This window comes from Streptomyces sp. JW3 (assembly GCF_052216785.1).
Classification (GTDB): Bacteria; Actinomycetota; Actinomycetes; order Streptomycetales; family Streptomycetaceae; genus Streptomyces.
Genome location: NZ_JBQOUX010000075.1, coordinates 16,208 through 39,499, shown reverse-complemented (window position 1 = coordinate 39,499; position 23,292 = coordinate 16,208). Strand labels below are relative to the sequence as shown.

Genomic DNA, 23,292 nt, shown 5'->3' with positions numbered 1-23,292 from the left:
CGGGGCGTCCGACACCCCGTGCCGTGCCGTGCCGTGCCGTGCCGTCCCGGCCCGGCCTCGCCGGCCGGCGGTCCGGCGACGGTCCCGGCCGCCGTCGCGGGCGGTCTCGCGCGCTCTGGGAGGAACAGGCCAGGTGGTGGCCTCTCGGGTCGCCGGGCCTCGGGCCTCCCGCCGAGACGACGGCGGCCCTGCGGCCCTGCGGCCCTGCGGCCGCGCGGGTCGGGATGACGGGGTCGCCCCGGGCGCCGGATGCCGCTCGGACGGCCCGACGACCCCTGCCGCGGGACGGGCGCGACGGCCCCGGCCCGGCGACACCTTTCACCCGCCGCGCGCCGGGTCCGTGGCCGTGCCAGGACCCGACCGGCGGCGGACCTTCCGCGAAGGTCACTTCAGCATGGCGCCCGCGTCGACGGTCATCGTGGTCCCGGTGACGTACCGGCCCTCGTCCGAGGCGAGGTAGAGAACCGCGTTGCTGATGTCGACAGCCTCCACCCAAGGGGTGGGCAGCAGGTGCATGCCCTGCGACACCGCGGCGAAGTCGTCGGCGGTGGGGTTCTCCAGATCCGGACGGAACAACCGGTAGGTGCCTTCGTGCATCACCATCGGTGTGTTGACCTGCGTGGGGTGCACCGAGTTGACCCGGATGCCGTGCTCGCCCATCTCCCAGGCGAGCGTGCGCATCAGACCGACCACCCCGTGCTTGGCGGCGATGTAGTGGCCGATGTTGGCGTGTCCGCGCAGGCCGCCGACGGAGCTGGTCAGGATGATCGAGCCGCCGCGGCCACCCGCGACGAGGTGCGGGATGGCGACCTTGGCGGTCAGCCAGACACCGGTCAGATTCACGTCGATCATGTCGCGCCAGGTCTTCTCGCTCATGACGTCGAGCGGGGCGCCGTCGCTGCCGAGCCCCGCGTTGGCACAGACGATGTCCAGTCGCCCCAGCTGTGCCACCCCGTCGTCCACGGCCTCCTTGAGCCCGTCGTGATCGCGGACGTCCACCTGCGCGGCGACGATGCGCCGGCCCGTCTTGCGCACCTGGGCGACCGTCTCCTCCAGGTCCTCGGGCGTCGACATCGGGAACCGCACGCCGTCGAGCTGTCGGCAGACGTCGACGGCGATGATGTCGGCGCCCTCCTCGGCGAGGCGCACGGCGTGGCTGCGCCCCTGACCGCGCGCCGCACCGGTGATGAAGGCGACTTTTCCCTCTACTCGTCCGGGCATGCTGGACCTCGTTCCTGGGTGGAAGGGAGTACGGGGGTGGTGCGGGAGTGGTGCGGTCAGTCCCGGTGCCGTCGCCGGCCACGCAGGCCGAGGGCGAGGAGGAACCCGGCGGCGGCCACCGCCGCGGCAGCGAGCCACCTGACCGCGGTCGATGCCTCGACCAGGTCGAGCGGGGCCGCGGGCACGGGGGCGGCCACCGCGGCCGGCGGCCGGCTCTCACCGGTCCCGCCCTGTCGTTCCGTGCGCCGGGCCGGTGGGGGCTCGGCGCCGAGCTGAGCGGCGAGGTTCTCGGCGAACCGGGTCATCAGCGCGGTGGACACCTCCGCGAGCGCGCCACGGCCGAACTGGGCCGGCTTCCCGGTGATGGTGAGCCGGGTCTCCGCACACATGTCGGTACCGCCACCGTCCGCGTCCGTCAGACGGCAGGTCACCAGCGCCTTCGCGGTTCCGCTGCCGCGTGACTCCCGGCCGCTCGCCTCCAGGACCACGACCATGGCCTGCTCGTCGCGCGACAGGAAGGTGACCGTCCCCGTGTAGGTGAGGCCGATGGCTCCCAGCTTGACCTTGATCCGGCCCTCGTGCCGGTCACCGTCGCTGCCCGTCAGTACGGCCCCGGGAACGCAGTGCGCGATCCGCTCGACGTCCAGCAGCAGACGCCAGGCCTCCTGCGGCGCCGCCGGAATGGTGACCGTGTTAGTCAGGTTCATGCCAAACCCTTCGGCGGGGCGGCCTCCGCGGTGCCGGCGACGGCCCGGACGGCCTTCACGATGCCCTGGTAGCCGGTGCAGCGGCACAGGTTCCCACTGAGCGCCTCGCGGATCTCCTCGTCGGTGGGCTCGGGATGCTCGGCGAGGAACGCGGTCACCGAGACGACGAAACCGGGTGTGCAGAACCCGCACTGCAGAGCGTGGTGGTCGCGGAACGCGGCCTGCACCGGGTGGAGCGATCCGTCCGGTCCGGCCAGCCCCTCCACGGTGGTGACCTCGGCGCCGTCGGCCTGCACGGCGAAGATGAGGCAGGCCCGCACCGCCTCGCCGTCGAGCAGTACCGTGCACGCTCCGCAGACACCGTGCTCGCACCCCACATGGGTACCGGTGAGACCGCAGACCACGCGGAGGAAGTCGGCGAGGGTGAGCCGCGCCGGCACCCGTTCGCGCCGGCCGACCCCGTTGACGCGTACCTGGACGGTGAGGGTGGTGTCAGCCATGAAGTGCCTCCTGTACAGCGCGTCGCCAGGCGCGCGCCACCATGGCGGCGCCCACCCGGACGCGGTAGCCCGCAGACCCGTGGATGTCGGAAGGGACGGTTCTCAGATCGCCCGTCGCGGCACGTCCGATCTCCTCGGCGTCGGCCGTACGGAGATCACTGCCGAGCAGACCGGCCTCGGTGCTCCGGGCCCGGACCGCCGTCGGACTGAGCCCGAACAGCGTGAGGGCGCACCGTTCGAGGCGGCCGTCACCGTCGGCCCGGAGGGCGACCATGGCACCGGCGAGGGCGAAGTCCCCCTTGCGCCGGGCGAACTCCTCCACCGCGAAGCCCTGGCGACCGGACCGGGCGGGCAGGACGATCCCGGTCAGCAGTTCGTCCTCGGCCAGCGAGGTGCTCCACATGCCGGTCAGGAAGCGCGCCGCCGGAATGGTGCGCCGGCCGCGCGCCGACCGGGCCTCCAGCTCGGCGTCCAGGGTCAGGGCCACCGCGGGGTATTCGGCGGCGGCGTCGGCGTGAGCGAGCGATCCCCCCACCGTGCCGCGGCTGCGGATCTGGAAATGGCCGATGAGGGCGGTGGCACGGGCGAGCAGCGGGACGGCGGTGCGGATCTCCGCTGAGCGCTGTACCGCTGCCTGGGTGGTGCCGGCCCCCACCCACACGGTGGCGTCGTCCCGGCGCTCGACACCCCGCGATTCGTCCAGACGGCGCAGGTCGACCAGGTGCCCGAACGAGGCCATCCGGAGCGCGAGCATGGGCACCAGGCTCTGTCCGCCCGCCAGTGCCTTCGCGTCGTCGCCCAGCTCGGCCAGGAGCCCGACGGCCTCGGCGGTGTCCGCCGGAGCGTGGTAGGTGAACGGCGCGGGCTTCACCGGGACACCGCCTGTCCCGCCCGGGCCTCCTCGACGAGACCGACGACAGCGGCCGGTGACAGCGGCAGCCGGGTGATGCGCACCCCCAGGGGTGCCAGCGCGTCGGCGACCGCGTTGACCACGGCGGGCGCCGAGCCGATCGCCCCGCCCTCGCCGACGCCCTTGAACCCGCCGGGTCCGGCACTGGGAGTCTCCACGTGCCCCACTTCGATGACCGGGACCTCCGTGGCCGTGGGCAGGAGATAGTCCATGAACGTGGTGGCCAGCGGGTTGCCGTCCTCGTCGTACGCCAGGTGTTCGTACAGCGCGCCCCCGATTCCCTGGACGGTGCCGCCGAAGATCTGGCCCTCCACCACGTTCGGGTTGATCATCGGACCGCAGTCCTCGCTGACGATGTACCGCAGCAGCTTTACCGCTCCGGTGACCACGTCGACCTCGCAGGTGCACACGTGGGTGGCGTTGGCCCAGATCATCAGGTGCGGAGTGTGGTAACGGTCGCTGGCCTCCAGCCCGGCGGGCACACCGGGCGGCAGCGCCTGGGGCTGGAAGTACGCGATGTCCGCGATCTCGGCGAAGGTCAGTCCGGCGTCGTCGGGGCTGCCCCGGCGCCGGGCCCGCCCGCGCACCGTCTCGATCTCCTCCACCGGCACGCCCAGCCGGTGGGCGGCGATGGCGTGGACGCGCTCGCGCAGCCCGCCGGCCGTCCGCGCGATCGCACCCGCGGTCATCGAACCCGACCGGCTCCCGCCGGTGCCCCCTCCGAACGGGGTGACGGCCGTGTCTCCCTGCACCGTGTTCACCTGCTCGGCATCGGCTCCCAGGGCGTCGGCGGTGAGCTGTACGACCGTGGTCTCCAGGCTGTTGCCGCACGAGCCGCCGGCGACGTACACGTTCACCTCGCCGGAGGGCTCGATCCGGATCGTCGCGCCCTCGGTGGAGTGGAAGGGCACCGCGCCCGTGGTGGGTTCGACGTAGGTGCAGGTGCCCACGCCCAGGTACCGCCCTTCCTCCCGGGCACGTGCCTGCCGCCGGCGGAACGCCTCGTAGTCGAGCATCTCCACGGCCTGCTCGAAGGTCTCGCGCGGGGAGACGTGGTCGTAGGGCATGCCGTTGCAGTTGACCGTGGGCAGTTCGTCGCGGCCCAGCAGATTCCTGCGGCGCAGTTCCACCGGGTCCAGGCCCAGTTGACGGGCGGCTGTGTCGAGCAGTGTCTCGCGGGCCATCGACTCGTACTGCCACGGGCCCCGGTAGGCGACCCGGCCGCTGGTGTTGGAGAACACGAACCGTGACGAGAAGGTCCCCTCCGGGACGCGGTACGGCCCGGGGAACAGCATGCCGACGGCGATTCCGCTCTGCACCGGCGAGGGAGTCGGGTACGCCCCCGCGTCCTGGACGTGGTCGAGCGTGGCGGCCAGGATCAGCCCGTCGTCATCGAAGGCCATCCGCGCCTCGCCGTGCTCGTGACGGGCCTGTCCCGCCGCGAGCAGGTGCTCCTGCCGGTCCTCGATCCACTTGAGCGCGGCCGGCACCTTGACGGCCGCCAGCAGGACGCACATGTCCTCGCGCTGGGGCAGCACCTTCTGCCCGAAGCCGCCGCCGGTGTCCCGGGCCAGCACCCGCACCCGGTGTTCGGGAAGACCGAGGAGCCGTGCGCTGAAGGCCCGGACCTCGTGCGGGGACTGGGTGGCGGCCCACACCGTCAGCTCGCCGCCCGCCCACTCGGCGACGATGCCGCGGGTCTCCATGGGGACCGGCCCGTGCGACTGCTGGTACACCGTCTCTCCGACGACGTGCGGCGCGTTCGCGAAGACGGGTTCGAGGTCGGCCATCGGGCGGCCCGCCAGCTGCCCCACGAGGTTGCCGGGCCGGTCGGCGTGGACCGACTCGGCCGAGTCCAGAGAGGTGGTGTAGTCGACGATCGGGGGCAGGGGCTCGTAGTCGACCACGACCAGTTCGGCGGCGTCCTCGGCGACGTAGCGGTCCGAGGCGACGACCATGGCCACCGGGTCGCCGACGAACCGCGCCTCGTCCCGCGCGAGCGGTGGGCGAGGGGTGTCGGGGTCGTCACGTCCGTTGAGCGAGTACCACTGTTCGTGGACGCCGGAGTTGAGGTCGGCGGCCGTGAACACGGCGCGCACACCGTCCAGGCGAAGCGCCTCGGACGTGTCCACACCGAGGATGCGGGCCCGGGCCATCGGACTGCGCACGAAGCAGACGTGCAGCATGCCGGGCCGCACGATGTCGTCGACGAAGGTGCTCCCCCCGGTCAGGAGCCGTAAGTCCTCGGTACGCGGGACGCGTGTGCCGACGTATGCCGGCTTCTGTCCGTCCGGTGGCATGTCCTGCCTCTCCCTCCGCTCTGCTGAACGACTGTTCAACCACAGCGCTGAACAAGTGTTTAACATCGGGGGCCCGCGAGGGTCAAGGAGAATGACGGCATGAGCGCACCACGACGCATGGGTACCGGGAACCCGGCAACGCGACAGCTCCTGCTCGACGTCGCGGAACGCCTGATGACGCAGGAGGGGTACGCGGCCGTGGGGGTCCGGCGGGTGGCGCGCGAGGCGGACGTCGCGCCGGCCCTGGTCCTCTACTACTTCAAGACCCTCGACGACCTCTTCCTCGCCGTGCTCCGCCGGCGCGCGGACTCGGAGCTGGAGCGGCAGGCCCGCCTGATCGCCGGGCCCGAGCCGCTGACGGCGCTGTGGCGTCTGAGCAGCCATCCCGGTAACGCGCTGACGACGGAGTTCATGGCCCTGGCCAACCATCGCAAGGCGATCCGTGCCGAGCTGGCCGCCCACGCCGAGCGGTACCGGGAAGCCCAACTGGGGTCGCTCTCCCGCGCGTTGGCCGACGCGGGTATCCGGCTGCCCGGACAGATGTCGCCGGCCGTGCTCCTGCTGCTGACGAACGCGCTCGGCCGGGTACTCACCATGGAGGGCGCCATCGGGATGACGAGCCGGCACGAAGAGGTCGTCGCGTTCGTCGAGCGAGCACTCCGGCAGCGCGAGGGGTCCTCCCCCGACGCGTCGCCGCCGGAGGGATGAGGGCCGACGCCGAGCGCCCGTCCTGCCGGGCGGACGGAGTGACGGCCACGGAACCGGGCGCCGCGGCCGACCCGCGTCTGCCGGCCCACGGCGGGCCCGAGACCCGGGGCGGCGCGGGGCGCGGCGGGGGGCAGCCCCGTCGTGCCTGAACCGGAGGGTGTCGCTCGTGGTGGCCGGACGGGGTGTCCGGCCGGACGGCGGCGCGGGGCGGGGTGTCAGCCGCCGGCCGGTCCCAGGGCGGCGAACGTTCGTCGAGCAGCGCGTCGAAGCGCTGCTGTCCGTCCGACTCGACCCAGGCCGTGGTCGCGGCCTGAAGTCCGTCATGAACTCCTACGGTGACGTCGACGGCATCCCCGTCGGAGTCTCCCGCGAGATCCTCACCGGGCTGCTGCGCGAGACCCTCGGTTTCGACGGCTTCGTCTCCTCCGACTACGACACACTGAAGCAGACCGTCTCCCGCCAGCGGGTAGCGGCCACCCCCGGCGAAGCGGCCCGCCTGGCCGTCACGGCCGGCCTCGACGTCGAGCTGCCGGTGCCCTTCGCCTACGGGACGGCACTCGTCGACGAGCTCCGGCCGGCTCGACGAGAGCGCCGTCGACGTCTGTGTACGGCGGGTACCGCGTGCCAAGTTCGAGCTCGGCCTGTTCGAGAACCCGTACCCGCAGGAGCGCATCGACGTCGCCGCGGTCGCCGGCGAGGGCCGCGACCTCTCCGCCGAACTGTCCCGCCGCTCGGTCGTGCTGGTGAAGAACGAGAGTGTCCTGCCGTTCGTGCCGAAGACCGGGACGGTCGGCGTGATCGGACCGCACGCGGACGCCGCCTGGCTGCAGTTCCCCACGTACGCCTATCCGTCGTGGCGGGACGCGGTCAAGGCCGTCGACCTCGGCGAGGCGATGAACATGGTCGGCGCCGAAACGCCGCAGACCGCCTGGAACAAGGCCATCTTCACGGCCGACGACTCCCACACTTTCGCCCGCGAACAGTACGGGGCGCGCCCGCTGCACGAGGAGATCGCCGAGTTCGCCGGCACCGTGCTCACCGAGCAGGGCTCCACGCTCACCACGGACCTCGGCCCGCGGGCACTGGCCCGGGCGGTCGAGGTCGCCGAGCGGTCGGACGTCGTCGTCCTCGCCCTCGGCGGGGCGAGCCTGTGGTTCAACGGCGAACGCACGGAAGGGGAGGGGAGCGACAGCGCCGACATCTCCCTTCCGGCCGCACAGACCCGCCTGGCCGAGGCGGTCGCGGCCACCGGCAAGCCGTACGTCGTCGTCCTCTTCCAGGGCCGGCCCTACGCCCTGCCGGAAGCGGTGCGCGACGCCGCCGCCATCGTGGTGGCACCCTACGGCGGACCGTTCGGCACGAGGTCCGTCGCCGAGGTCCTCTTCGGCGCCGTCGACCCCAGCGGCAAGCTGCCGTACAGCATCCCGCGCCACTCCGGGCAGATCCCGGTGTACCACCACCAGAAGGCCGGCACCGGCTACCGCAACCCGCTGCCGCCCGGCACCGCCCAGTTGTACCTGGACATGCCGGGCACGCCCCTCTACACCTTCGGCCACGGCCTCGGCTACACCGACTTCGCCCTCGGCGACCTGGACTGCGACCGGCGGACCGGCACCGCGGGCACGACCCGGATCGCCACCACCGTCACCAACACGGGCGGCCGGGCCGGGGCCGCCGTCGTCCAGCTCCACGTCCGGGTCAACACCTCCGGCGTCACCCGGCCCGCACAGCAGCTGGCCGGCTTCTGCCGGGTGCCGCCCGCACCGGGGGAGTCCCGCCGGGTCACCTTCGAAGTGGCCGCCGCGCAGCTGGCGTACACCACCAGCGCACGGGAGTTCGCCGTCGAACCGGCGCCCGTGGAGTTCTTCCTCGGCTTCGACGCCGACGACCGGCGCGTCGAGGGAAGTTTCGAACTCGTCGGCGAGGCACGGGTGCTGGCCGGCGCCGACCGCGCGTTCCTCTCCCGCGCGGTGACCGAGCCCGTCTGACATACGCGCCGGGCCGCCGAGGCGGCCCGGCGCGTATGGTCCACCTGCCGACCGCGGCATTGCCGACCACCGTCCTGAAAGGCCTGCCCCATGACGACCTCCGGTGCGCGAGTGACGCTCCCGAACCCCCTGGTTGCGGGGTTCAACCCCGACCCGAGCTGTGTGCTGGTCGACGGCACCTACTACCTGGTCACCTCCACCTTCGAATATCTCCCGGCGCTCCCCGTCTACCGCAGCACCGACTTCGTCACCTGGGAGCACATCGGCAACGTGGCGACGAGCGAGGAGCAGGTGGGCATCGCCGACGTGCCCTCGGGCGGCGGCGCGTGGGCCCCCACCGTCCGCCACCACGACGGCCTCTTCCACGTGATCGTGTCGGTGTCGGGCGGTTCGCGCGGCTGCGTCGTGTTCACCGCCGCCGACCCGGCCGGCCCGTGGAGCGAGGGGACGGTCATCGACGGCGTCGTCGGCATCGATCCCGACCTCGCCTGGGACGAGGCCGGCAGGGCCTACGTCACCTGGAGCGGGCTGCGCATCACGGGCAATCGGGTCGCCGCCGACTGGGGCATCCTGCAGGCCAGGGCGGACCTCACGGCGGGTGAACTGCTGGAGGAACCGCGCCGGCTGTGGTCCGGAACGGGCAAGGTCGCGCCCGAGGCCCCGCACCTCTTCCGGCGGGACGGCTTCTGGTACCTGATGATCGCCGAGGGCGGCACCGAGTACGGGCACTCGGTCAGCGTCGCCCGCGGGCACAGCATTGAGGGCCCCTTCGAGGGCGCCCCGCACAACCCGGTCCTGACCGCTTCGGGAACGAGCCGCGCCGTCCAGTGCACCGGCCACGGCGACCTGGTGACCGGCCCGGACGGCCAGGACCTCCTGGTGCTGCTCGGCACCCGGCGGGCCGGGAAGCTCTCACCGCTGGGCCGGGAGACCTACGTCACCGAGGTGGCCTGGGCCGGCGGCTGGCCCCACCCGGCGCCGGTGCGGCTCGACCCCCGGCCGGAACCGCTGGACGAGTACTTCGACTTCACCGACCCCGCCGCGTCCGCCGACCCGGGCTGGCTCGCGGTGCGCCGCACCCCCGGGGAGGCGGCCTCAGTCACCGAACGCCCCGGCACACTCACTGTGACGGCCGCGTCCGACGGCGGCCTGGAAACACCCAGGCCCGGCTTTGTCGGCCGGCGCCAGCGCCATCTGGCCGGCTTCGTCGAGACCGGGGTCGAGCCCGCCGACGGGCGGGGCGGTCTCGGCCTGCGCTTCGCCGAGGACTTCACCGTCGCCCTCGTCGCGGAGCGCTCGCCGTCCGGGGACGGCCTGCTGGTCACCGCGCGCGCCGACGTGCCCTCGATGCGGCAGTCCTGGACCACCGAGGTGGCGGGCGACCAGGTCCGGCTGCGCATCGCCACCGCGTTGCCGCCGCAGGGGCCGGCGCCGTGGCTGCAACCCGGTGACGTCATCCGACTGAGCGTGTTGGACCCGGACGGCACCGAGACGTGTCTCGCCGAACTGGACGGCCGGCTCTGGTCGGTGGAACTGGCCGCCCCCTTCACCGGGCGGGTGACCGGCATGCTCGCCGAGAAGGGCACCGTGCACTTCACCGACTTCCGCTACCACGGCGAGAGCGGGTCATGACGTCCGGTCCCTCGCGGGCACTGCCGCCCCGGGTGCTGTTCGGCGCCGCCTACTACCATGAGTAGCGGCCCCGCGAACGGCCGGCGGAGGACCTCGACCTGATGGCCGAGGCGTCCGCTTCTCCGTCATCCGGGTCGGCGAGTCGCTCTGGTCGACCTGGTGGCACGAGAACGGCCGTTTCGACCTCGAACGGCTCCGGCCCGTCCTCGACGGCGCCCACGCCCGCGGCATCTCCGTGGTCCTCGGCGCCCCGACGTACGCGGTGCCGCCCTGGCTCGCCCGCCAGGAGGTGGACTGCACGCACCCGGCGTTCCGCTTCCACCCCGGCCCGGTACCGCTTTCGGCGGCACCGGGCCGGTCCCGTCGGAAGGGGGGACCGAAGCCGGGACCGGTACGGCCGGCGGCCGTGCTCGACCGGCCGTACCGCCGGTCGTGCTCAGCCGGCCCCGCCCCGCCGGGGGGTCAGAGCGGCGAACGCCTGATCGAGGATGGCGGTGAGGCCCTGTTGGCCGCCGGAGGCGGTCCACTGTTCGACGGCCACGTTCAGGCAGTCCAGGGCGGCGGCCGTCAGGACCAGGAAGCGGACGGCGGCCCCTTCCGGCCGGCCGGCGCGTTCGGCGAGGATGTCCGCCAGCACGTTGCGCCAGTGGAACATCATCTCCAGGCGCCGGGCGCGCAGCGCGGCGGAGTCGTTGATGAGGCGGGCCAGGGCGAGGCTGTCCTCCTTGTCCTCGTAGTAGGGCTGGAGGAAGGCGCCCATCGCGTGCCGCAGCACCGCCCACTCTTCCTCGTCGGCGGGGCGGGCGCGCAGTGTCGAGGCGGCCGCGTCGCAGTTCGTCTCGAAGGCGCTCAGCACGGCCTCTTCCTTCGTGCGGAAATAGCGCAGGAAGGTACTGCGGGACACGCCGGCCGCCGCGGCCACCTCGCCGCCGGTGACCTTGTCGAAACCCTCGCGGCGGAACAGTTCCACGGCCACCCGCGCGAGCCTGTTCCGCACGGCGGCCCGTGCGATGTCCCTGGTCGTCGTCATTTCCGGTGTTTCGGTCACCCGGCGATCACACTCTGTGTGAGCAGACTGCGCACTAATGCGTCCTTGACTTGAAATTGGGACAATGCGTCACACTCGAATCAGTTGTTCCCGATGCGTCCCGTTGTCTTCCCAGCCACCACCGCCACCGCTTCCGCCTCGGCGTCGTCGCACTCGACCGGCGGACCTGTACGCGGTGACGACCAGCGTCACCGAGGGCAGGAGCGGCGTCTCACCGGGCCGTCCGCCACGACGACGGTGCCGGTCACCGTCAGAAGACGCGGCCGACGTCCTGGCGGACGATGGTCGCCATGCTGTGCTCGGCGAGCGCGGCGATGGTCATCGAGGGATTGCAGGCGCCGGTGGAGCCGGGGATGCGGGCGCCGTCGAGCACGTACAGCCCCTTGTGGCCCAGCACGCGGCCGGTGAGGTCGACGGCGTCGCCCATCGGGACACCGCCGAGGGAGTGCCAGGTGGACGGCGCGCCCGCGTTGGTGTCGAGCATCATGCCGCCGCCCGCCGCGGTGAGGGCCCGCATGCGCGCCGTGATCAGCGCCTGCAACTCGGCGTCCGCGTCGTCGGGCCAGGTGAGCACGGCGTCGTCCCGGCCGGCGTCGTAGGTCCAGGTGCCCGCGCCGTCCACCACGCCGAACCCGACCACCGTCAGCGCGGTCACCCCGGGGCTCTGCGCGGGCGATCCGGCGTGGACGATGTTGAGCGGTATGGGGCTGTCCGGGTCGGCGCCTCCGACGCAGGCGGGGCCGCCCTGCTGGGTCCCGGCGTCGCCGGAGGGGTTGATCCAGGCCCAGATCCGGTCGCCGTTGTTGCCCCACTGGGTGCCGATGGCGTCGGGCAGGTCGGGGACCAGGTCCTTGGCGCGTGACTTGACCAGCAGCCGGGTGGTGCCCGGCGATCCCGCGTTGAGGAACACGGCGTCGGCCGTGACGCGGATCTGCTCCTGCACGGCGCCGCCGGTGTCGATGCGGTCGACGGTCAGCACCCAGCGCCCGGCGGAGTCCAGTGCGAGGTCGCGGACGACGTGCAGCGGCGCCACCTCGACCAGCCCGGTGGCCTCCGCCTGCGCGAGGTAGGTGACGTCGATCGACTGCTTGCCGCCGTTGTTGACACCGAAGGCGATGTCACTGGTGGTGTACGTCGGCTCGTACCGGCCGGCCAGCTCGCCCCGGACATAGCTCCAGTCGACGGGCAGCGGCACCTTGAACGGCGTCAGACCCGCCTCGGGGGCGACGTCCTGGAACAGGCGGGAGCTCTTGTACGGACTGCTGGCCAGGATGTCGTAGGGGATGGTGGAGACGCCCAGCATCCGGGCGACGGTGGGGTAGGCCCACAGGTTCAGCTCGCTGTAGAGATCCGCCGCCACCGGCATGGATCTGGCGAAGTCGGCGTGGGTCGGTTGCAGCGTCATCCCGTGGTACATGATCGAGCCACCGCCGACCGCCGCCCCGCACATGGCGGTCATGCCGTTGCCCTCGACGGCCTCCAGCACACCGGTGTACGGCGTCCAGGTCTGGGTGCCGCCGCCGACGACGGGGTGGTCGGTCAGCCAGGCGGAGCGGTTGTCCATGGTGGCGAAGCGGCAGAACGTGGTGGCGTTGGGGCCGGTGCGCCAGCGCCGGCCGCGCTCCAGGACCAGGGTGGACACCCCGGCCCGGGCCAGCCGCAGCGCGGTCACGCCACCGCCGAACCCGGTACCGACGACCACGGCCCGGGCGCGGCGCTCGGTGACCGCCGCCGAGCGGCGCGCGGCCGTCCGCGTCGTGGCGGACGCCTGGCCGGCGCCGGTCACACTCGCGCCGAGCACCGCCGCGGCGAGCGCGCCCGCCCCCAGCACCTGCCGGCGGCTCATCGGGTACGCGGCACGGGAGGACGTGGGGGAGGAGACGGCCGAGGGGGAGACGGCGGGTAATGCGGGGGGTGGGGACAAGCGGTCGTCGGACATGTGACTCCAGTCGGGGGGAGCGGCCGTGACCCGCGCGGGGACGCGGACCGGCCGCTGGAGCGGGTGGGGGGTTCGGGTGTACCGGACACTCGGTGATCTCGGTGATCTCGGTGATTCCGGTGATTCCGGTGATTCCGGTGATTCCGGTGATTCCGGTGACTTCGGTACTTTGGTGACTCGGGTGAGTCAGGTGAGTCAGGTGAGGGCGTCCGGCGGCGCGGCCGGTGAGCGGAGTGCGGTGCCGGGGCCCGCTGCCCGCGCACCGGTGCCGCGGTGACCGGTGGTGCCCGCGACGCCGCCCCGGCGGCCGGCCCGGGGCCCGGCCCGGCGCCGGTCATGACGCTGGCTGCCGCTGCGTCCGCAGCCGCCGGGCGGCCAGTTCGCGCAGTTCGCTGGTCTTGATCTTCGCGCTGCCGGTGAGCGCGAGGTCCTCGTCGCGGAAGAACAGCACGTGCCGGGGGACCTTGTACCGGGCCAGCCGCTCGCCCAGGAACGAGCGGATCGCGGCACCGTCGAGGCGCGCGCCCTCGTGCGGCACCACGCAGGCCACGACGACCTCACCGCGGGTGTCGTGCGGCACGCCCACGGTGTACGCCACCTTGACCCCGGGACAGGCGGCCAGCGCCTCGTCCACCTCCTGCGGCGAGACGTTGGCGCCGCCCGTCTTGATCAGGTCCGTGAGCCGGCCCTCCCAGAAGAGCCGGCCCGCCGGATCCAGATACCCGCCGTCGCCGGTGCGGAAGAAGCCCTCGGCGTCGAGCGTCTCGTCCAGCGGTGCACCGAGGTAACCCAGCATGAGGGTGGGCCCCTTGACACAGATCTCCCCGCGTTCGCCACGCGGGACCACCGTGCCGGTGCGCGGGTCGACGATTTTGACAGTGACGCCGGGCAGCGCCTCGCCACTGCTGCCGGCGTGCGCCTCGGGCGGTGTGCCGACCGGATAACACGCCGTCAGGGTGAAGGTCTCCGTGTTGCCGTAGGCATGCCCCGGCTCGTGCCACTCGGCGGTCACCGTGGGGTGACGGGCCAGCGGGGTGTCGAAGTCCACGAAGCGCAGGCCGGAGAGGTCCGCCCGGTCCCAGCCGGGCGCCTCCGCCAGCCGCGCCCACTGGTGCGGCCACGCGACCGGGAAGTTGACCCGTTCCCGCTGGAGCAGCTCCAGTGTCCCGGCGGCGTCGAAGCTCCGCCGCAGCACCAGGCAGCCGCCGCTGGCCAGGGTCGTGCCGAGCGCCATGGCGAAGTTCCCCGACCAGAAGAAGCCGTTGGCCGTCCAGCACCGGATGTCGTCCTCGGGGCCGAACCCGTACATGCGCCGGAAGCGCCACAGTTGCACGGCGACGGCGCGGTGCGCGCTCAGGATGCCTTTGGGCCGGCTCGTGGAGCCGGAGGAGAAGAACAGCACGGCGGTGTCACCGGGGAGCACCGCGGCGGCGGCCGCCTCGATCAGCTCTCGCGGTTGCGAGCGGCCCCGCGCCAGGAAGGCGTCCCAGGTCTCGACCGCCGTCCCGGGCGCGGCGGCACCGACGGCCGCCAAATGGCGCAGGAAGGGGTAGCGCGCCGAACACAACGGGCCCGGCGCGGCCCGGCCCGCCTCGGGCACCAGACCGATGACGGTCTCCGTGAAGTCCTGGTGTGCCGGCCGCCGTTCGAACAGCAGTACCCCGACCCCGGAGACCCGCAGCAGGTGGTCGAGTTCCGCCGGCGTCGAGAACGTGCTGAGCGCGACCGCGACACCGCCGGCCAGCGAGGTGCCGAAGACCGCCGCGAGCCACTCGGGCCGGTTGGTCATCAGCACGCCCACCCGGCTGTCCCGTCCCACGCCCAGGGCCCGCAGGGACCGGGCCACCTCCACCGACCGCTCCCACAGCTCGGCGTACGTCCAGCGCGTGCGGTCCGCGTCCGGGTCCTGGTCTGGGTCGGGGTCCAGCACGAGCGCCTCGCGGTCGGCGTACGCCTGTGTCACCTCGCGCAGGAAGCCGGGCAGGGTGAGCGCACCGAGCCCCGGCTCGGCGTCGAGCGGTGGGCCCGACACGATGGAGGGGGGTCGCACGGAGCCAACGTCGTCCTCGGCGTCCACGGCTCACCGTCCTTCTCTCACGGGGTTGTCGGCACCTACAGCGGCAGTTCGACCTCCGCCGTGCACTCCACGAGCACACCGCCGTCCTGGTTGGTGAGCCGCAGCCGTACCTCCACCAGCGGCACGCCCCAGGAGGAGTCCGGCTGCTTGCCGGTCACCTCGGCGTCGAAGTACGTCACATCGCCCTCGAAGGCCGGCAGGCGGAAGTCGGCCTTGGTGTGCCGCACCATGCCGTCGTGGCCCGCCCAGTGGGCGAGGTAGTCGGTGCACCAGGCGCCCATCGTCGCGCCGTATCCGTAGGCGCGGGCCATGCCGACCCGGCCCGCCCGGTCGGCGTCGACATGACCGCGGGAGGGGCCCACGTACAGGCCGTCGCGCAGCCGCGGATCGATCCGCGCGCCCTCCTCGTCGAAGGAGAAACCCTGGATCCAGCCCGGGTCCTGGTTGATCCACGGGTCCTCGACACCGGGGGGCGCGACCCAGTGGAAGGTGCCCCAGATGTTGAACAGGAAGGCACGGTACTCGGTGGTGAAACTCGCGATGCTGTGCGGGCCGAGGACGCGGCGCGGCAGCGTGTCCCCGACACCGACGTCCCCGAAGCGCGGTGACTCGCCCGTCCGGTTCGACAGGATCCAGGAGTGACGGAGCTTGTCGATCCCGGCGAGTTCCGTCTCCGTCCAGTGCCGTACGGGACCGAGCCGGCTCTCGTACAGGCCGCGCTGCTCCGCCTCGGCGGCGAGGTAGCGGATCGCGGTCGCCCGTTCGCGTGCCACCAGCACGCCGTGCTGGTTGGTGTGGGTGGTGTCACCGCGCGAGAACATGGTGGGTCCGGCGAACCTGGTCTCCGCCACCGTGTAGTCGTGGAAGCGCCGCTCCTGGAACAGGGTGTCCCCGGGGCGGACCGGACAGCCGTAGAACCACCACTCCTCGCCTCCGAAGATCAGGTGGCTGCCGGGGACGCGCCCCACACAGGCGGGCTGCACGCCGTGCCCGTAGTCGAGGGCCACCGCCATGGACTGCGGTGCCACCAGGCCGCCGAACCGGGAGTCGCGGGCGAACTCCTGGTCCCAGTGGAGCGGGTTGGGATAGTCCATGGCCATCACCCAGCGGCGGATGTCGGAGGCGGCGCACGGCTCCCACAGCTGTCCGCCGCCGACCAGCCCGCCCACGCGGTGTTCGACGTCGGAGAGATCGAGGTGCGCGGCCCGTGCCGCGCCGGACTTCTCACTCACGGCTGCTCCCGGGTGTCGGTTGACGTGGCTGGTCGGAACGGATCGCCGGGCGGCGCGGGTCGGTCACTGGTTGACGTCGACGACGAGGCGACCGCGCACCGCGCCCGCCAGCAGCCGCTGCGCCGCGTCGGCCGTGTCCCCGAGGGCGATCTCCTCGGCGATCATGTCGACCACCGCCGGATCCAGGTCGCGGGCGAGGCGTCCCCAGGCGGCCCTGCGCGAGGCCATGGGCGCCATCACACTGTCGATGCCGAGCAGCGCGACACCGCGCAGGATGAACGGGGCGACGGACGAGGGGAAGTCCATGCCCTGCGCCAGACCGCAGGCGACGACGGTGCCGCCGTAACGGGTCTGGGCGCAGGCGTTGGCCAGGGTGTGGCTGCCGACCGCGTCGACCACGCCCGCCCACCGCTCGCGCTGGAGCGGCCGTCCGGCTTCGGCGAGCCCGGCCCGGTCCAGCACCTCCGCCGCGCCGAGCCGGCGCAGATACTCGGTCTCCGCGGCCTTCCCGGACGCGGCGGTCACCTCGAAGCCGGCCCGCGCCAGGAGCGTGACCGCGACGCTGCCGACCCCGCCCGTCGCTCCCGTCACCAGGACCGGCCCCCGGTCCGGGGACACCCCGGCGGCCAGCAGGGCGTCCACGCACAGCCCCGCCGTGTAGCCGGCGGTGCCGATGGCCATGGCCTGCCACGGGGTGAAGGCGGTGGGGAGCGGGACGAGCCAGTCGCCGTCGAGCCGCGCCCGCTGGGCCAGGCCTCCCCAGTGGCCCTCGCCCGCTCCCCAGCCGTTGAGGACGACACGGTCCCCCGGCTGCCAGGCCGGGTGGGAGCTGTCGGTGACCACACCCGCCAGGTCGATCCCGGGAACCATCGGGAAGGTGCGGACCACCGGGGACCGCCCGGTGACGGCGAGCGCGTCCTTGTAATTGAGAGTCGAATACTCCACGTCGACACGGACATTCCCGTCCGGTAGATCCGACTCTTCGAGTTTCTTCAAAGAGGTGGCGGTCGAACCGGATTCGCCTTTCTCGATCAGTAGGGCTGAGAACATGAGCAGATCACCTTCTGAGCATCAGCGGTAAACGTGTGAGAATGGGATTCTCAAGAATGAGATGATGCTTCCATAGGGGGTGGGGGACGTCAACCCAAGGGCAGGGGATGAATGATGGGTGGGCCGTTGTCCGCACTGCGTGTCGTGGAACTGGCGGGTCTGGGCCCGGTGCCGCACGCGGCGATGATCCTCGCCGACCTGGGCGCGGAGGTGGTACGGGTGGACCGGCCGTCGGATCGCCGGGGGCTGGCGCTGGGCGGGGGAGCGGCGGACCCCACCCTGCGCGGACGCCGGCGTGCCGTGGTCCTCGACCTGCGCACCGAGGAAGGACGCGACGGGCTGTCCGCGCTGGTGCGCGAGGCGGACGTGCTGGTCGAGGGGTTGCGGCCCGGTGTGGCCGAACGCCTCGGGGCCGGCCCCGAAGAGCTGCGGGACGTGAACCCGCGACTCGTGTACGGCCGGATCACCGGCTGGGGGCAGCGCGGCCCGCTGGCGGCCGAGGCCGGACACGACATCAACTACCTCGCCCTGTCCGGGGCCCTGCACGCGATGGGGCGCCCCGGACAGCCCCCCGCGCCGCCGCTGAACCTCGTGGCGGACTACGGCGCGGGCTCGATGCTGCTGGTCGTCGGCGTCCTCGCCGCGCTCTGGGAGCGGCAGCGGTCGGGGCGCGGCCAGGTGGTGGACGCCGCCATGGTCGACGGCGCGGCGCTGCTGAGCCAGTTCGTGCTCGGGCTGCGCGGCAGCGCCGAGTGGACCGGCCGGCGCGGCGCCAACCTGCTCGACGGCGGGGCGCCGTTCTACGACACGTACGCCTGCGCCGACGGCCGCTTCGTCGCCGTTGGTGCCCTGGAACCACCGTTCTACGCCGCGCTGCTGCGCGGGCTCGGGCTGGACGCGGAGCCGCTGCCCGACCAGTCGGACCGGGCCGGGTGGCCCCGGCTGCGGCGCCGCTTCACCGAGGTCTTCGCGACCCGGGACAGGGACGCGTGGGCGGCGCGGTTCGCCGGCACCGACGCCTGTGTGACGCCGGTGCTCGACTTCGAGGAGGCGGCCGTCCATCCGCACCTGGCCGCCCGGGGGACGTATCTGCGCCGCGACGGCGTCCTCCAGGCGGCGCCCGCCCCGCGCTTCACCCGGGGACCGGACGGGAGAGTCGAACCGCAAGACTAGTAATCCTTACAAGGATTGCTCTACCGTGGCGCCATGGACTTCCTTGGCGCCATGGACTTCCGCATGGAGGACACCGCCACCGCCCTGCGGTCCCACCTGCGCGAGCTGGTGCGCGCCCACGTCCCGCCCGACTTCCTCGGGGCGTTCACCGAGGACCCCGCCGACCTGGAGGTCACCCAGCGTTTCTGCCGGGTCCTGGCCGGCCAGGGGCTGCTCTGCCCGGCCTGGCCCGAGGAGTTCGGCGGGCGCGGCGCCTCCGTGTGGGAGCAGACGGTCGTCCGTGAGGAGATGTGGGCCCACCACGAGCCCCGGGGCGCGCAGTACATGGGCGTCAACTGGGTGGGGCCCACCGTCATGCGGCACGGCACCGCCGAACAGCACCGCCGCCACCTGCCGCCCATCGCCCGCGGCGAGGTGATCTGGTGCCAGGGTTTCAGCGAGCCGGACGCCGGGTCCGACCTGGCCTCCCTGCGGACCACGGCGCGGCGGGACGGGGACGGCTGGCGGGTGCGCGGCCAGAAGATCTGGACCTCCTACGCCACCATGGCCCAGTGGTGCTTCCTGCTGGTGCGCACCTGCGCGGGACGGCGCAAGCAGGACGGGCTCACCATCTTCCTGGTGCCGATGGACCGGGCGGGCGTCGAGGTCCGGCCCATCCGCAGCATGCTCGGACCGCACCACCTCAACGAACTCTTCCTCGACGACGTCCGGGTGGACGCCGCCGAGGTGCTCGGCACCGTGGACGACGGGTGGCGCGTGGTGCGCGAGGTACTCGCCTTCGAACGGGTCGGCATGGCCCGGTACGCCCGCTGCGAACGCCTTCTGAAGGCCGCCCCCGAAGTGCTCGGGGACGCGTGGGACACCGTGCCGCCGGAGCTGCGGGGCCGGTGGGCGCGGATGCTGGTGCACTGCCGGCGGGCCCGGCTGCTCGCCTACCGGGTGCTCTCGCTCCAGGACCGGGGCGCGGTGCGCCCGGCCGACACGGCCGCCTACCGGATCGCCGTCACCGCCCTCGACCAGGACAGCGCCGAGGTGCTCGTGGAACTCGCCGCGCACCTGACGGGCACCGGCGCGGACGGCCGACGGTTCCGGCGCGCGGTGGACGACCACTGGCGCTACGCGCAGGCCGCCACGATCGCCTCCGGGAGCACCGAGATGCAGCGCGTCCTGCTGGCCCGCACCCTGCTGGCGGACGCGTGAACACCGAACTGGTCCCCGAGGCGGCCGAGTACGGCCGGCAGGCGGTGCGCGCCCTGGCGGCGGCCGGCGCCGACACCCTCGTCCAGCAGGCCGAAGGGGAGCCCGCGCGCCGCGAGAAGCTGGTCGCCCCGGTGCTGGCCGAACTCGGCGCCTGGGAACTGGACGTCCGGGGCGCGGCGGACGAGCTCCAGGCGGCGGCCGCGCTGTGCCGGGCGGCCGGCCACTGGGCCGCGCCCTACCCGGTCGCCGAGCGGCTGGCCCGGCCCGCCGCACTCGACGCCGACGGACTGCTGGTGGTGGCGGACACCGCCCCGGCCGCCCCGGTCGCCGGGCTCGACCTGCGCTGGGTGGCCGTGTCGCTGGACGGCACGCGCAGCCGCGCCGTCGCGGTCCCGGACGGCACCGCGGCCCGTGAGTCCGCCTTCGTCACCGGCCTCGCCCTGACCCGGATCGACGGCGCCGGGGCGGCGGACGCCGCCCTCGGACTGGTCCTGCCGGTGTGGACGCTGCTCGGCATGCTGGACCGGGCACTGGACCTCACCCGCGCGCACGTCGGCGTCCGCACCCAGTTCGACCGCCCGCTCTCCGCCTTCCAGGGCGTGCGCTTCCAGCTCGCCGACGCCGAGGTGGAGCGCGCCGGCCTGGAGATGCTCGCCAAACACGCCCTGTGGAGCCTGTCGGCGACCCCCGCCGACGCGCTCGCCGACGCGCTCGCGCTGCGGCTGGCGGCACTGGAGGCGGCCCGCACCGTCTTCCGGGTCGCCCACCAACTGCACGGCGCCTTCGGGTTCTGCGACGAGGCGGCGCTGTCCTGGCTGTCGCGCTACAGCCGGCCGGTGCGCCGGCTGCCGCTGGGCCGGTCCGCCACGCAGGACCGCCTCGCCGCCCTGACCGGGCGCCAAGGGCTGTCCGGCCTCTACGGAGACGGAAACGGCGGTGATTTTCCATAACGGCGCATTGTCCCCGGCGTCGGCGCCGACTACATTCCTGATGAGAGCAACATTCTCACTCAGTGCATATGCGCTTATCGCGTTTCCAGGACGAGATATTCGATATTTCGGGGGTCCGGACGATGTCTTCGCAAGAGGCACGCTGTACCGGCACGACTTCCCTCGGTCTCGCCGAGGGATGGAGCATGGCACGGCTCACCCCGCCGAGCCGGCTCTACGGCGCCAACGGGCTGCGCACCGGTCCGGACGGCCGGGTCTACGTGGCGCAGGTGACCGGCAGCCGGATCAGCGCGCTCGACGTGGCGACGGGAGACCTGGAGACCGTCAGCCCCATGGGCGGCGAGATCGTCGCCCCCGACGACGTCGCCTTCGACGACCGGGGCACCCTCTACGCCACCGAGGTCATGGACGGCCGGGTCAGCGCGCGCGGCCCCGACGGCCGCACCCGGGTGCTGCGCGACGACATCCCCTGCGCCAACGGCATCACCGTGCACCGGGGCCGGCTGTTCGTCGGCGAGTCCCGGGTCGGCGGCCGCCTGCTGGAACTCGACCCCGGCGGCGGCGCCCCCCGGGTGCTGCTCGACGGCGCCGCGATGCTCAATGCCATGGAGTTCGGCCCCGACGGCCTGCTGTACTACCCGGTGATGGGAACGGGCGACATCTGGCGCGTCGACCCGGACGGCGGCGAACCCGAGCGGGTGGTGGGCGACCTGGCGGTGCCCGACGCGGTGAAGTTCGACCCCGAGGGCTTCATCGTCTCCACCCAGGCGGCCAGCGGTGAGGTGCTGCGCATCGACCCGCGCACCGGCGAGCGCACGGTGCTGGCCGCCCTCGCCCCCGGGCTGGACAACCTGACCTTCGTGGGCGACCGGCTGTTCGTCTCGCACTTCTCGGGACAGATCACGGAGATACTCGACGCCGGACGGACCCGGACGACGCTGCCGGGCGGCCTGAACTGGCCGCTGGACCTCACCGTCGCCGACGACGGCACCCTCTGCGTCGCCGACGGGACGTACCTCTACGCCCTTGCGCCCACCGGACCGCCCCGGACGCTGGGCATGCTCTTCAGCCCCGGCTACCCGGGCTTCGTGCGCGGGGTGACGAGCGCCGGCGGCGGCGCGTACGTCGTCACCACCGCCAACGGCGAGATCGCCCGGTACCGGCCCGCCGCCCAGGAGAGCGAGGTGCTGGCCGACGGGTTCGACCAGCTCTACGGCGTACTGGTCGCACCGGGCGGTGCCGTGATCGCCGCGGAACGCGGCGCCGGGCGGGTGGTGTCGGTCTCCTCCGGCCGGGTCGAGGTCCTGGCCGGCGGCCTGGACCGGCCGCTCGGCGTGGCGCTGGGCCCGGACGGCACCTGCTACGTCTCCGAGTCCGGCGCCGGACGGATCGTGCGGGTCACCGGCTCGGGCGTCGACACGGTGGCCGACGCACTGGACGAGCCGCAGGGCGTCCTGGTGCGCGACGGACGGCTGCACGTGGTCGACGCCGGGGCCAGGGCGCTGATCGGGGTGGACCTGGAGACGAAGGCCCGGCACACCCTCGCCCACGACCTGCCGGTGGGTGCCCCGCCGGGAGTGACGCCCAAGCCGCTGAAGGGACTGCCGCCCTTCTCCGGTCCCCAGGGCCCCTTCGCGGGCATCGCCGCGGGACCGGACGGCACGCTCTATCTCTCCGCCGACGCCGAGGGCAGCGTTCTGGCACTGCGCCGGGACGGACCCCGCCGGGACGGACCGCGCCGGGAAGGGAGGAACCGGCCATGACCCGGCACAACCCGATCGACCTGGACGGCCGTGTCGTCATCGTCTCCGGCGCGGGCGGCGGCGGCATCGGCACCGCGGTGACCCGCATGGTCGCCCGCACCGGAGCCACCGTGATCGCGGTCAGCCGGTCACCGGAGAACCTCGCCCAGCACATCGAGCCGCTGGCGGCGCAAGGACTGCCGGTCGTGCCGGTCGCCGCCGACGCCGCCACCGAGGACGGCATCGCGACCGTACTGGAACGCGCCGTCCGGGCCGGCGGCGACCTGCACGGACTGGTCAACGTGGCGGGTGGCGCCGCACCCGACACCTGGATGCCGGCGACCCGGGTGACCCGCACCCAGTGGCGGGCCCTGTTCACCCAGAACCTGGAGACGATGTTCTTCATGAGCCAGGCCGTCGCCGCCGAACTGAAGGCCCAGGGCCGGCCCGGCTCGATCGTCTCGCTCTCCTCGATCAGCGGACTCAACACGGCGCCGCTGCACATCGCCTACGGCACCGCCAAGGCCGCCCTGGTGGCGGCGACCCGCACGATGGCCGTGGAACTGGCCGCGCACGGCATCCGGGTCAACGCCGTCGCACCCGGCGTCACCGAGACCCCGGCCTCCGGCACCTACGTCGACGACGACCCCGAACGCGACCGCCGGGCCATCGCCATGGGACGACGCGGCCGGCCCGAGGAACAGGCCGGACCCATCCTCTTCCTGCTGTCCGACCTTTCCGCCTACATCACCGGACAGACCCTCCTGGTGGACGGCGGCCTCAACCTCAAGTGGTCCCACCTGGACGCCGACAACACCTCCCTCTTCCTCAAGGACGACACCTTCCGCGCCGCCATCACCCGCTGACCACCGCACCGGACATCCGCAGCCGGCCCCTGGCCGAGGCGAGTTGGAG

General features: G+C 73.1%; 18 protein-coding genes and 2 pseudogenes. 10 read left to right on the top strand and 10 right to left on the bottom strand.

The window, feature by feature from the left end:
* Positions 1-384: 384 nt before the first annotated feature.
* From ACTT8P_RS26420 to ACTT8P_RS26400, 5 genes are read right to left on the bottom strand one after another with little or no spacing between them, the layout of a single operon-like run.
* Positions 385-1,221: a mycofactocin-coupled SDR family oxidoreductase gene (locus ACTT8P_RS26420; protein WP_442834250.1), complete on the bottom strand. Its 837-nt coding sequence runs from the start codon at positions 1,219-1,221 to the stop codon at positions 385-387.
* A gap of 56 nt (positions 1,222-1,277) precedes the next feature.
* Positions 1,278-1,928 carry an SRPBCC family protein gene (locus ACTT8P_RS26415; protein ID WP_442834249.1) on the bottom strand — a complete coding sequence of 217 codons (651 nt, stop codon included), beginning with the start codon at positions 1,926-1,928 and terminating at the stop codon, positions 1,278-1,280.
* Positions 1,925-2,428 carry a (2Fe-2S)-binding protein gene (locus ACTT8P_RS26410; RefSeq protein ID WP_442834248.1) on the bottom strand — a complete coding sequence of 168 codons (504 nt, stop codon included), beginning with the start codon at positions 2,426-2,428 and terminating at the stop codon, positions 1,925-1,927. The genes ACTT8P_RS26415 and ACTT8P_RS26410 overlap by 4 nt, the downstream gene beginning before the upstream one ends.
* Positions 2,421-3,299, bottom strand: coding sequence for an FAD binding domain-containing protein (locus tag ACTT8P_RS26405; RefSeq protein WP_442834247.1), 879 nt, complete (start codon positions 3,297-3,299; stop codon positions 2,421-2,423). Before ACTT8P_RS26405 ends, ACTT8P_RS26410 begins: the two co-directional genes overlap by 8 nt.
* A complete protein-coding gene (locus ACTT8P_RS26400) occupies positions 3,296-5,638 on the bottom strand; it encodes a xanthine dehydrogenase family protein molybdopterin-binding subunit (RefSeq protein WP_442834246.1) in 2,343 nt (780 codons plus the stop codon). Before ACTT8P_RS26400 ends, ACTT8P_RS26405 begins: the two co-directional genes overlap by 4 nt.
* A gap of 99 nt (positions 5,639-5,737) precedes the next feature.
* On the opposite strand from ACTT8P_RS26400, the gene ACTT8P_RS26395 reads away from it, so the two are divergent.
* The 5 genes and pseudogenes from ACTT8P_RS26395 to ACTT8P_RS26375 all read left to right on the top strand — a co-directional run.
* The gene (locus ACTT8P_RS26395) at positions 5,738-6,346 is read left to right on the top strand and encodes a TetR/AcrR family transcriptional regulator (protein ID WP_442834245.1); all 609 of its coding nucleotides are present in this window, start codon (positions 5,738-5,740) and stop codon (positions 6,344-6,346) included.
* A gap of 322 nt (positions 6,347-6,668) precedes the next feature.
* Positions 6,669-6,824, top strand: a pseudogene (locus ACTT8P_RS26390) (glycoside hydrolase family 3 N-terminal domain-containing protein); the annotation flags it as partial.
* Between the two features lie 265 nt (positions 6,825-7,089).
* Positions 7,090-8,334, top strand: a complete 1,245-nt coding sequence (locus ACTT8P_RS26385; RefSeq protein WP_442834244.1) for a glycoside hydrolase family 3 C-terminal domain-containing protein — start codon at positions 7,090-7,092, stop codon at positions 8,332-8,334.
* 90 nt (positions 8,335-8,424) lie between these two features.
* The gene (locus tag ACTT8P_RS26380) at positions 8,425-9,966 is read left to right on the top strand and encodes a family 43 glycosylhydrolase (RefSeq protein WP_442834243.1); all 1,542 of its coding nucleotides are present in this window, start codon (positions 8,425-8,427) and stop codon (positions 9,964-9,966) included.
* Positions 9,963-10,288, top strand: a pseudogene (locus tag ACTT8P_RS26375) (beta-galactosidase); the annotation flags it as partial. The gene ACTT8P_RS26380 and the pseudogene ACTT8P_RS26375, both read left to right, overlap by 4 nt.
* A gap of 114 nt (positions 10,289-10,402) precedes the next feature.
* On the opposite strand, the gene ACTT8P_RS26370 reads toward ACTT8P_RS26375, so the two are convergent.
* The 5 genes from ACTT8P_RS26370 to acuI form a co-directional block, all read right to left on the bottom strand.
* The gene (locus tag ACTT8P_RS26370) at positions 10,403-10,996 is read right to left on the bottom strand and encodes an acyl-CoA-like ligand-binding transcription factor (protein ID WP_442834242.1); all 594 of its coding nucleotides are present in this window, start codon (positions 10,994-10,996) and stop codon (positions 10,403-10,405) included.
* A 268-nt stretch (positions 10,997-11,264) separates the two neighbouring features.
* The gene (locus ACTT8P_RS26365) at positions 11,265-12,860 is read right to left on the bottom strand and encodes a GMC oxidoreductase (protein ID WP_442834241.1); all 1,596 of its coding nucleotides are present in this window, start codon (positions 12,858-12,860) and stop codon (positions 11,265-11,267) included.
* A gap of 427 nt (positions 12,861-13,287) precedes the next feature.
* Positions 13,288-15,003, bottom strand: a complete 1,716-nt coding sequence (locus tag ACTT8P_RS26360) for a class I adenylate-forming enzyme family protein (protein ID WP_442834240.1) — start codon at positions 15,001-15,003, stop codon at positions 13,288-13,290.
* A 62-nt stretch (positions 15,004-15,065) separates the two neighbouring features.
* Positions 15,066-16,262, bottom strand: a complete 1,197-nt coding sequence (locus tag ACTT8P_RS26355) for a MaoC family dehydratase (RefSeq protein ID WP_442834239.1) — start codon at positions 16,260-16,262, stop codon at positions 15,066-15,068.
* 63 nt (positions 16,263-16,325) lie between these two features.
* On the bottom strand, positions 16,326-17,312 hold the full coding sequence (acuI, locus tag ACTT8P_RS26350; RefSeq protein ID WP_442834238.1) for an acrylyl-CoA reductase (NADPH): 987 nt from the start codon (positions 17,310-17,312) through the stop codon (positions 16,326-16,328).
* A gap of 126 nt (positions 17,313-17,438) precedes the next feature.
* Between acuI and ACTT8P_RS26345 the strand changes: the two genes are divergently transcribed.
* The 5 genes from ACTT8P_RS26345 (at position 17,439) to ACTT8P_RS26325 (ending at position 23,243) form a co-directional block, all read left to right on the top strand.
* Positions 17,439-18,485 (top strand): CaiB/BaiF CoA transferase family protein, encoded by a 1,047-nt coding sequence (locus ACTT8P_RS26345; RefSeq protein WP_442834237.1) that lies wholly within the window; start codon positions 17,439-17,441, stop codon positions 18,483-18,485.
* Between the two features lie 33 nt (positions 18,486-18,518).
* The gene (locus ACTT8P_RS26340; protein WP_442834236.1) at positions 18,519-19,685 is read left to right on the top strand and encodes an acyl-CoA dehydrogenase family protein; all 1,167 of its coding nucleotides are present in this window, start codon (positions 18,519-18,521) and stop codon (positions 19,683-19,685) included.
* The gene (locus tag ACTT8P_RS26335; RefSeq protein ID WP_442834235.1) at positions 19,682-20,635 is read left to right on the top strand and encodes an acyl-CoA dehydrogenase family protein; all 954 of its coding nucleotides are present in this window, start codon (positions 19,682-19,684) and stop codon (positions 20,633-20,635) included. The genes ACTT8P_RS26340 and ACTT8P_RS26335 overlap by 4 nt, the downstream gene beginning before the upstream one ends.
* Positions 20,636-20,820: 185 nt before the next feature.
* The gene (locus ACTT8P_RS26330; RefSeq protein WP_442834234.1) at positions 20,821-22,398 is read left to right on the top strand and encodes an SMP-30/gluconolactonase/LRE family protein; all 1,578 of its coding nucleotides are present in this window, start codon (positions 20,821-20,823) and stop codon (positions 22,396-22,398) included.
* Entirely contained in the window at positions 22,395-23,243 is an 849-nt protein-coding gene (locus ACTT8P_RS26325; RefSeq protein WP_442834233.1) for an SDR family NAD(P)-dependent oxidoreductase, read from the top strand. Before ACTT8P_RS26330 ends, ACTT8P_RS26325 begins: the two co-directional genes overlap by 4 nt.
* Positions 23,244-23,292: the final 49 nt, after the last annotated feature.

What these genes read in the sequence shown, in the direction of transcription:
- ACTT8P_RS26370 (WP_442834242.1), bottom strand. Translation starts at nt 10,996, where the DNA reads ATGACGACGACCAGGGACATCGCACGGGCCGCCGTGCGGAACAGGCTC.
- ACTT8P_RS26395 (WP_442834245.1), top strand. Translation starts at nt 5,738, where the DNA reads ATGAGCGCACCACGACGCATGGGTACCGGGAACCCGGCAACGCGACAG.
- ACTT8P_RS26400 (WP_442834246.1), bottom strand. Translation starts at nt 5,638, where the DNA reads ATGCCACCGGACGGACAGAAGCCGGCATACGTCGGCACACGCGTCCCG.
- ACTT8P_RS26380 (WP_442834243.1), top strand. Translation starts at nt 8,425, where the DNA reads ATGACGACCTCCGGTGCGCGAGTGACGCTCCCGAACCCCCTGGTTGCG.
- ACTT8P_RS26410 (WP_442834248.1), bottom strand. Translation starts at nt 2,428, where the DNA reads ATGGCTGACACCACCCTCACCGTCCAGGTACGCGTCAACGGGGTCGGC.
- ACTT8P_RS26340 (WP_442834236.1), top strand. Translation starts at nt 18,519, where the DNA reads ATGGACTTCCTTGGCGCCATGGACTTCCGCATGGAGGACACCGCCACC.
- ACTT8P_RS26325 (WP_442834233.1), top strand. Translation starts at nt 22,395, where the DNA reads ATGACCCGGCACAACCCGATCGACCTGGACGGCCGTGTCGTCATCGTC.
- ACTT8P_RS26330 (WP_442834234.1), top strand. Translation starts at nt 20,821, where the DNA reads ATGGCACGGCTCACCCCGCCGAGCCGGCTCTACGGCGCCAACGGGCTG.
- ACTT8P_RS26415 (WP_442834249.1), bottom strand. Translation starts at nt 1,928, where the DNA reads ATGAACCTGACTAACACGGTCACCATTCCGGCGGCGCCGCAGGAGGCC.
- ACTT8P_RS26365 (WP_442834241.1), bottom strand. Translation starts at nt 12,860, where the DNA reads ATGAGCCGCCGGCAGGTGCTGGGGGCGGGCGCGCTCGCCGCGGCGGTG.
- acuI (WP_442834238.1), bottom strand. Translation starts at nt 17,312, where the DNA reads ATGTTCTCAGCCCTACTGATCGAGAAAGGCGAATCCGGTTCGACCGCC.
- ACTT8P_RS26420 (WP_442834250.1), bottom strand. Translation starts at nt 1,221, where the DNA reads ATGCCCGGACGAGTAGAGGGAAAAGTCGCCTTCATCACCGGTGCGGCG.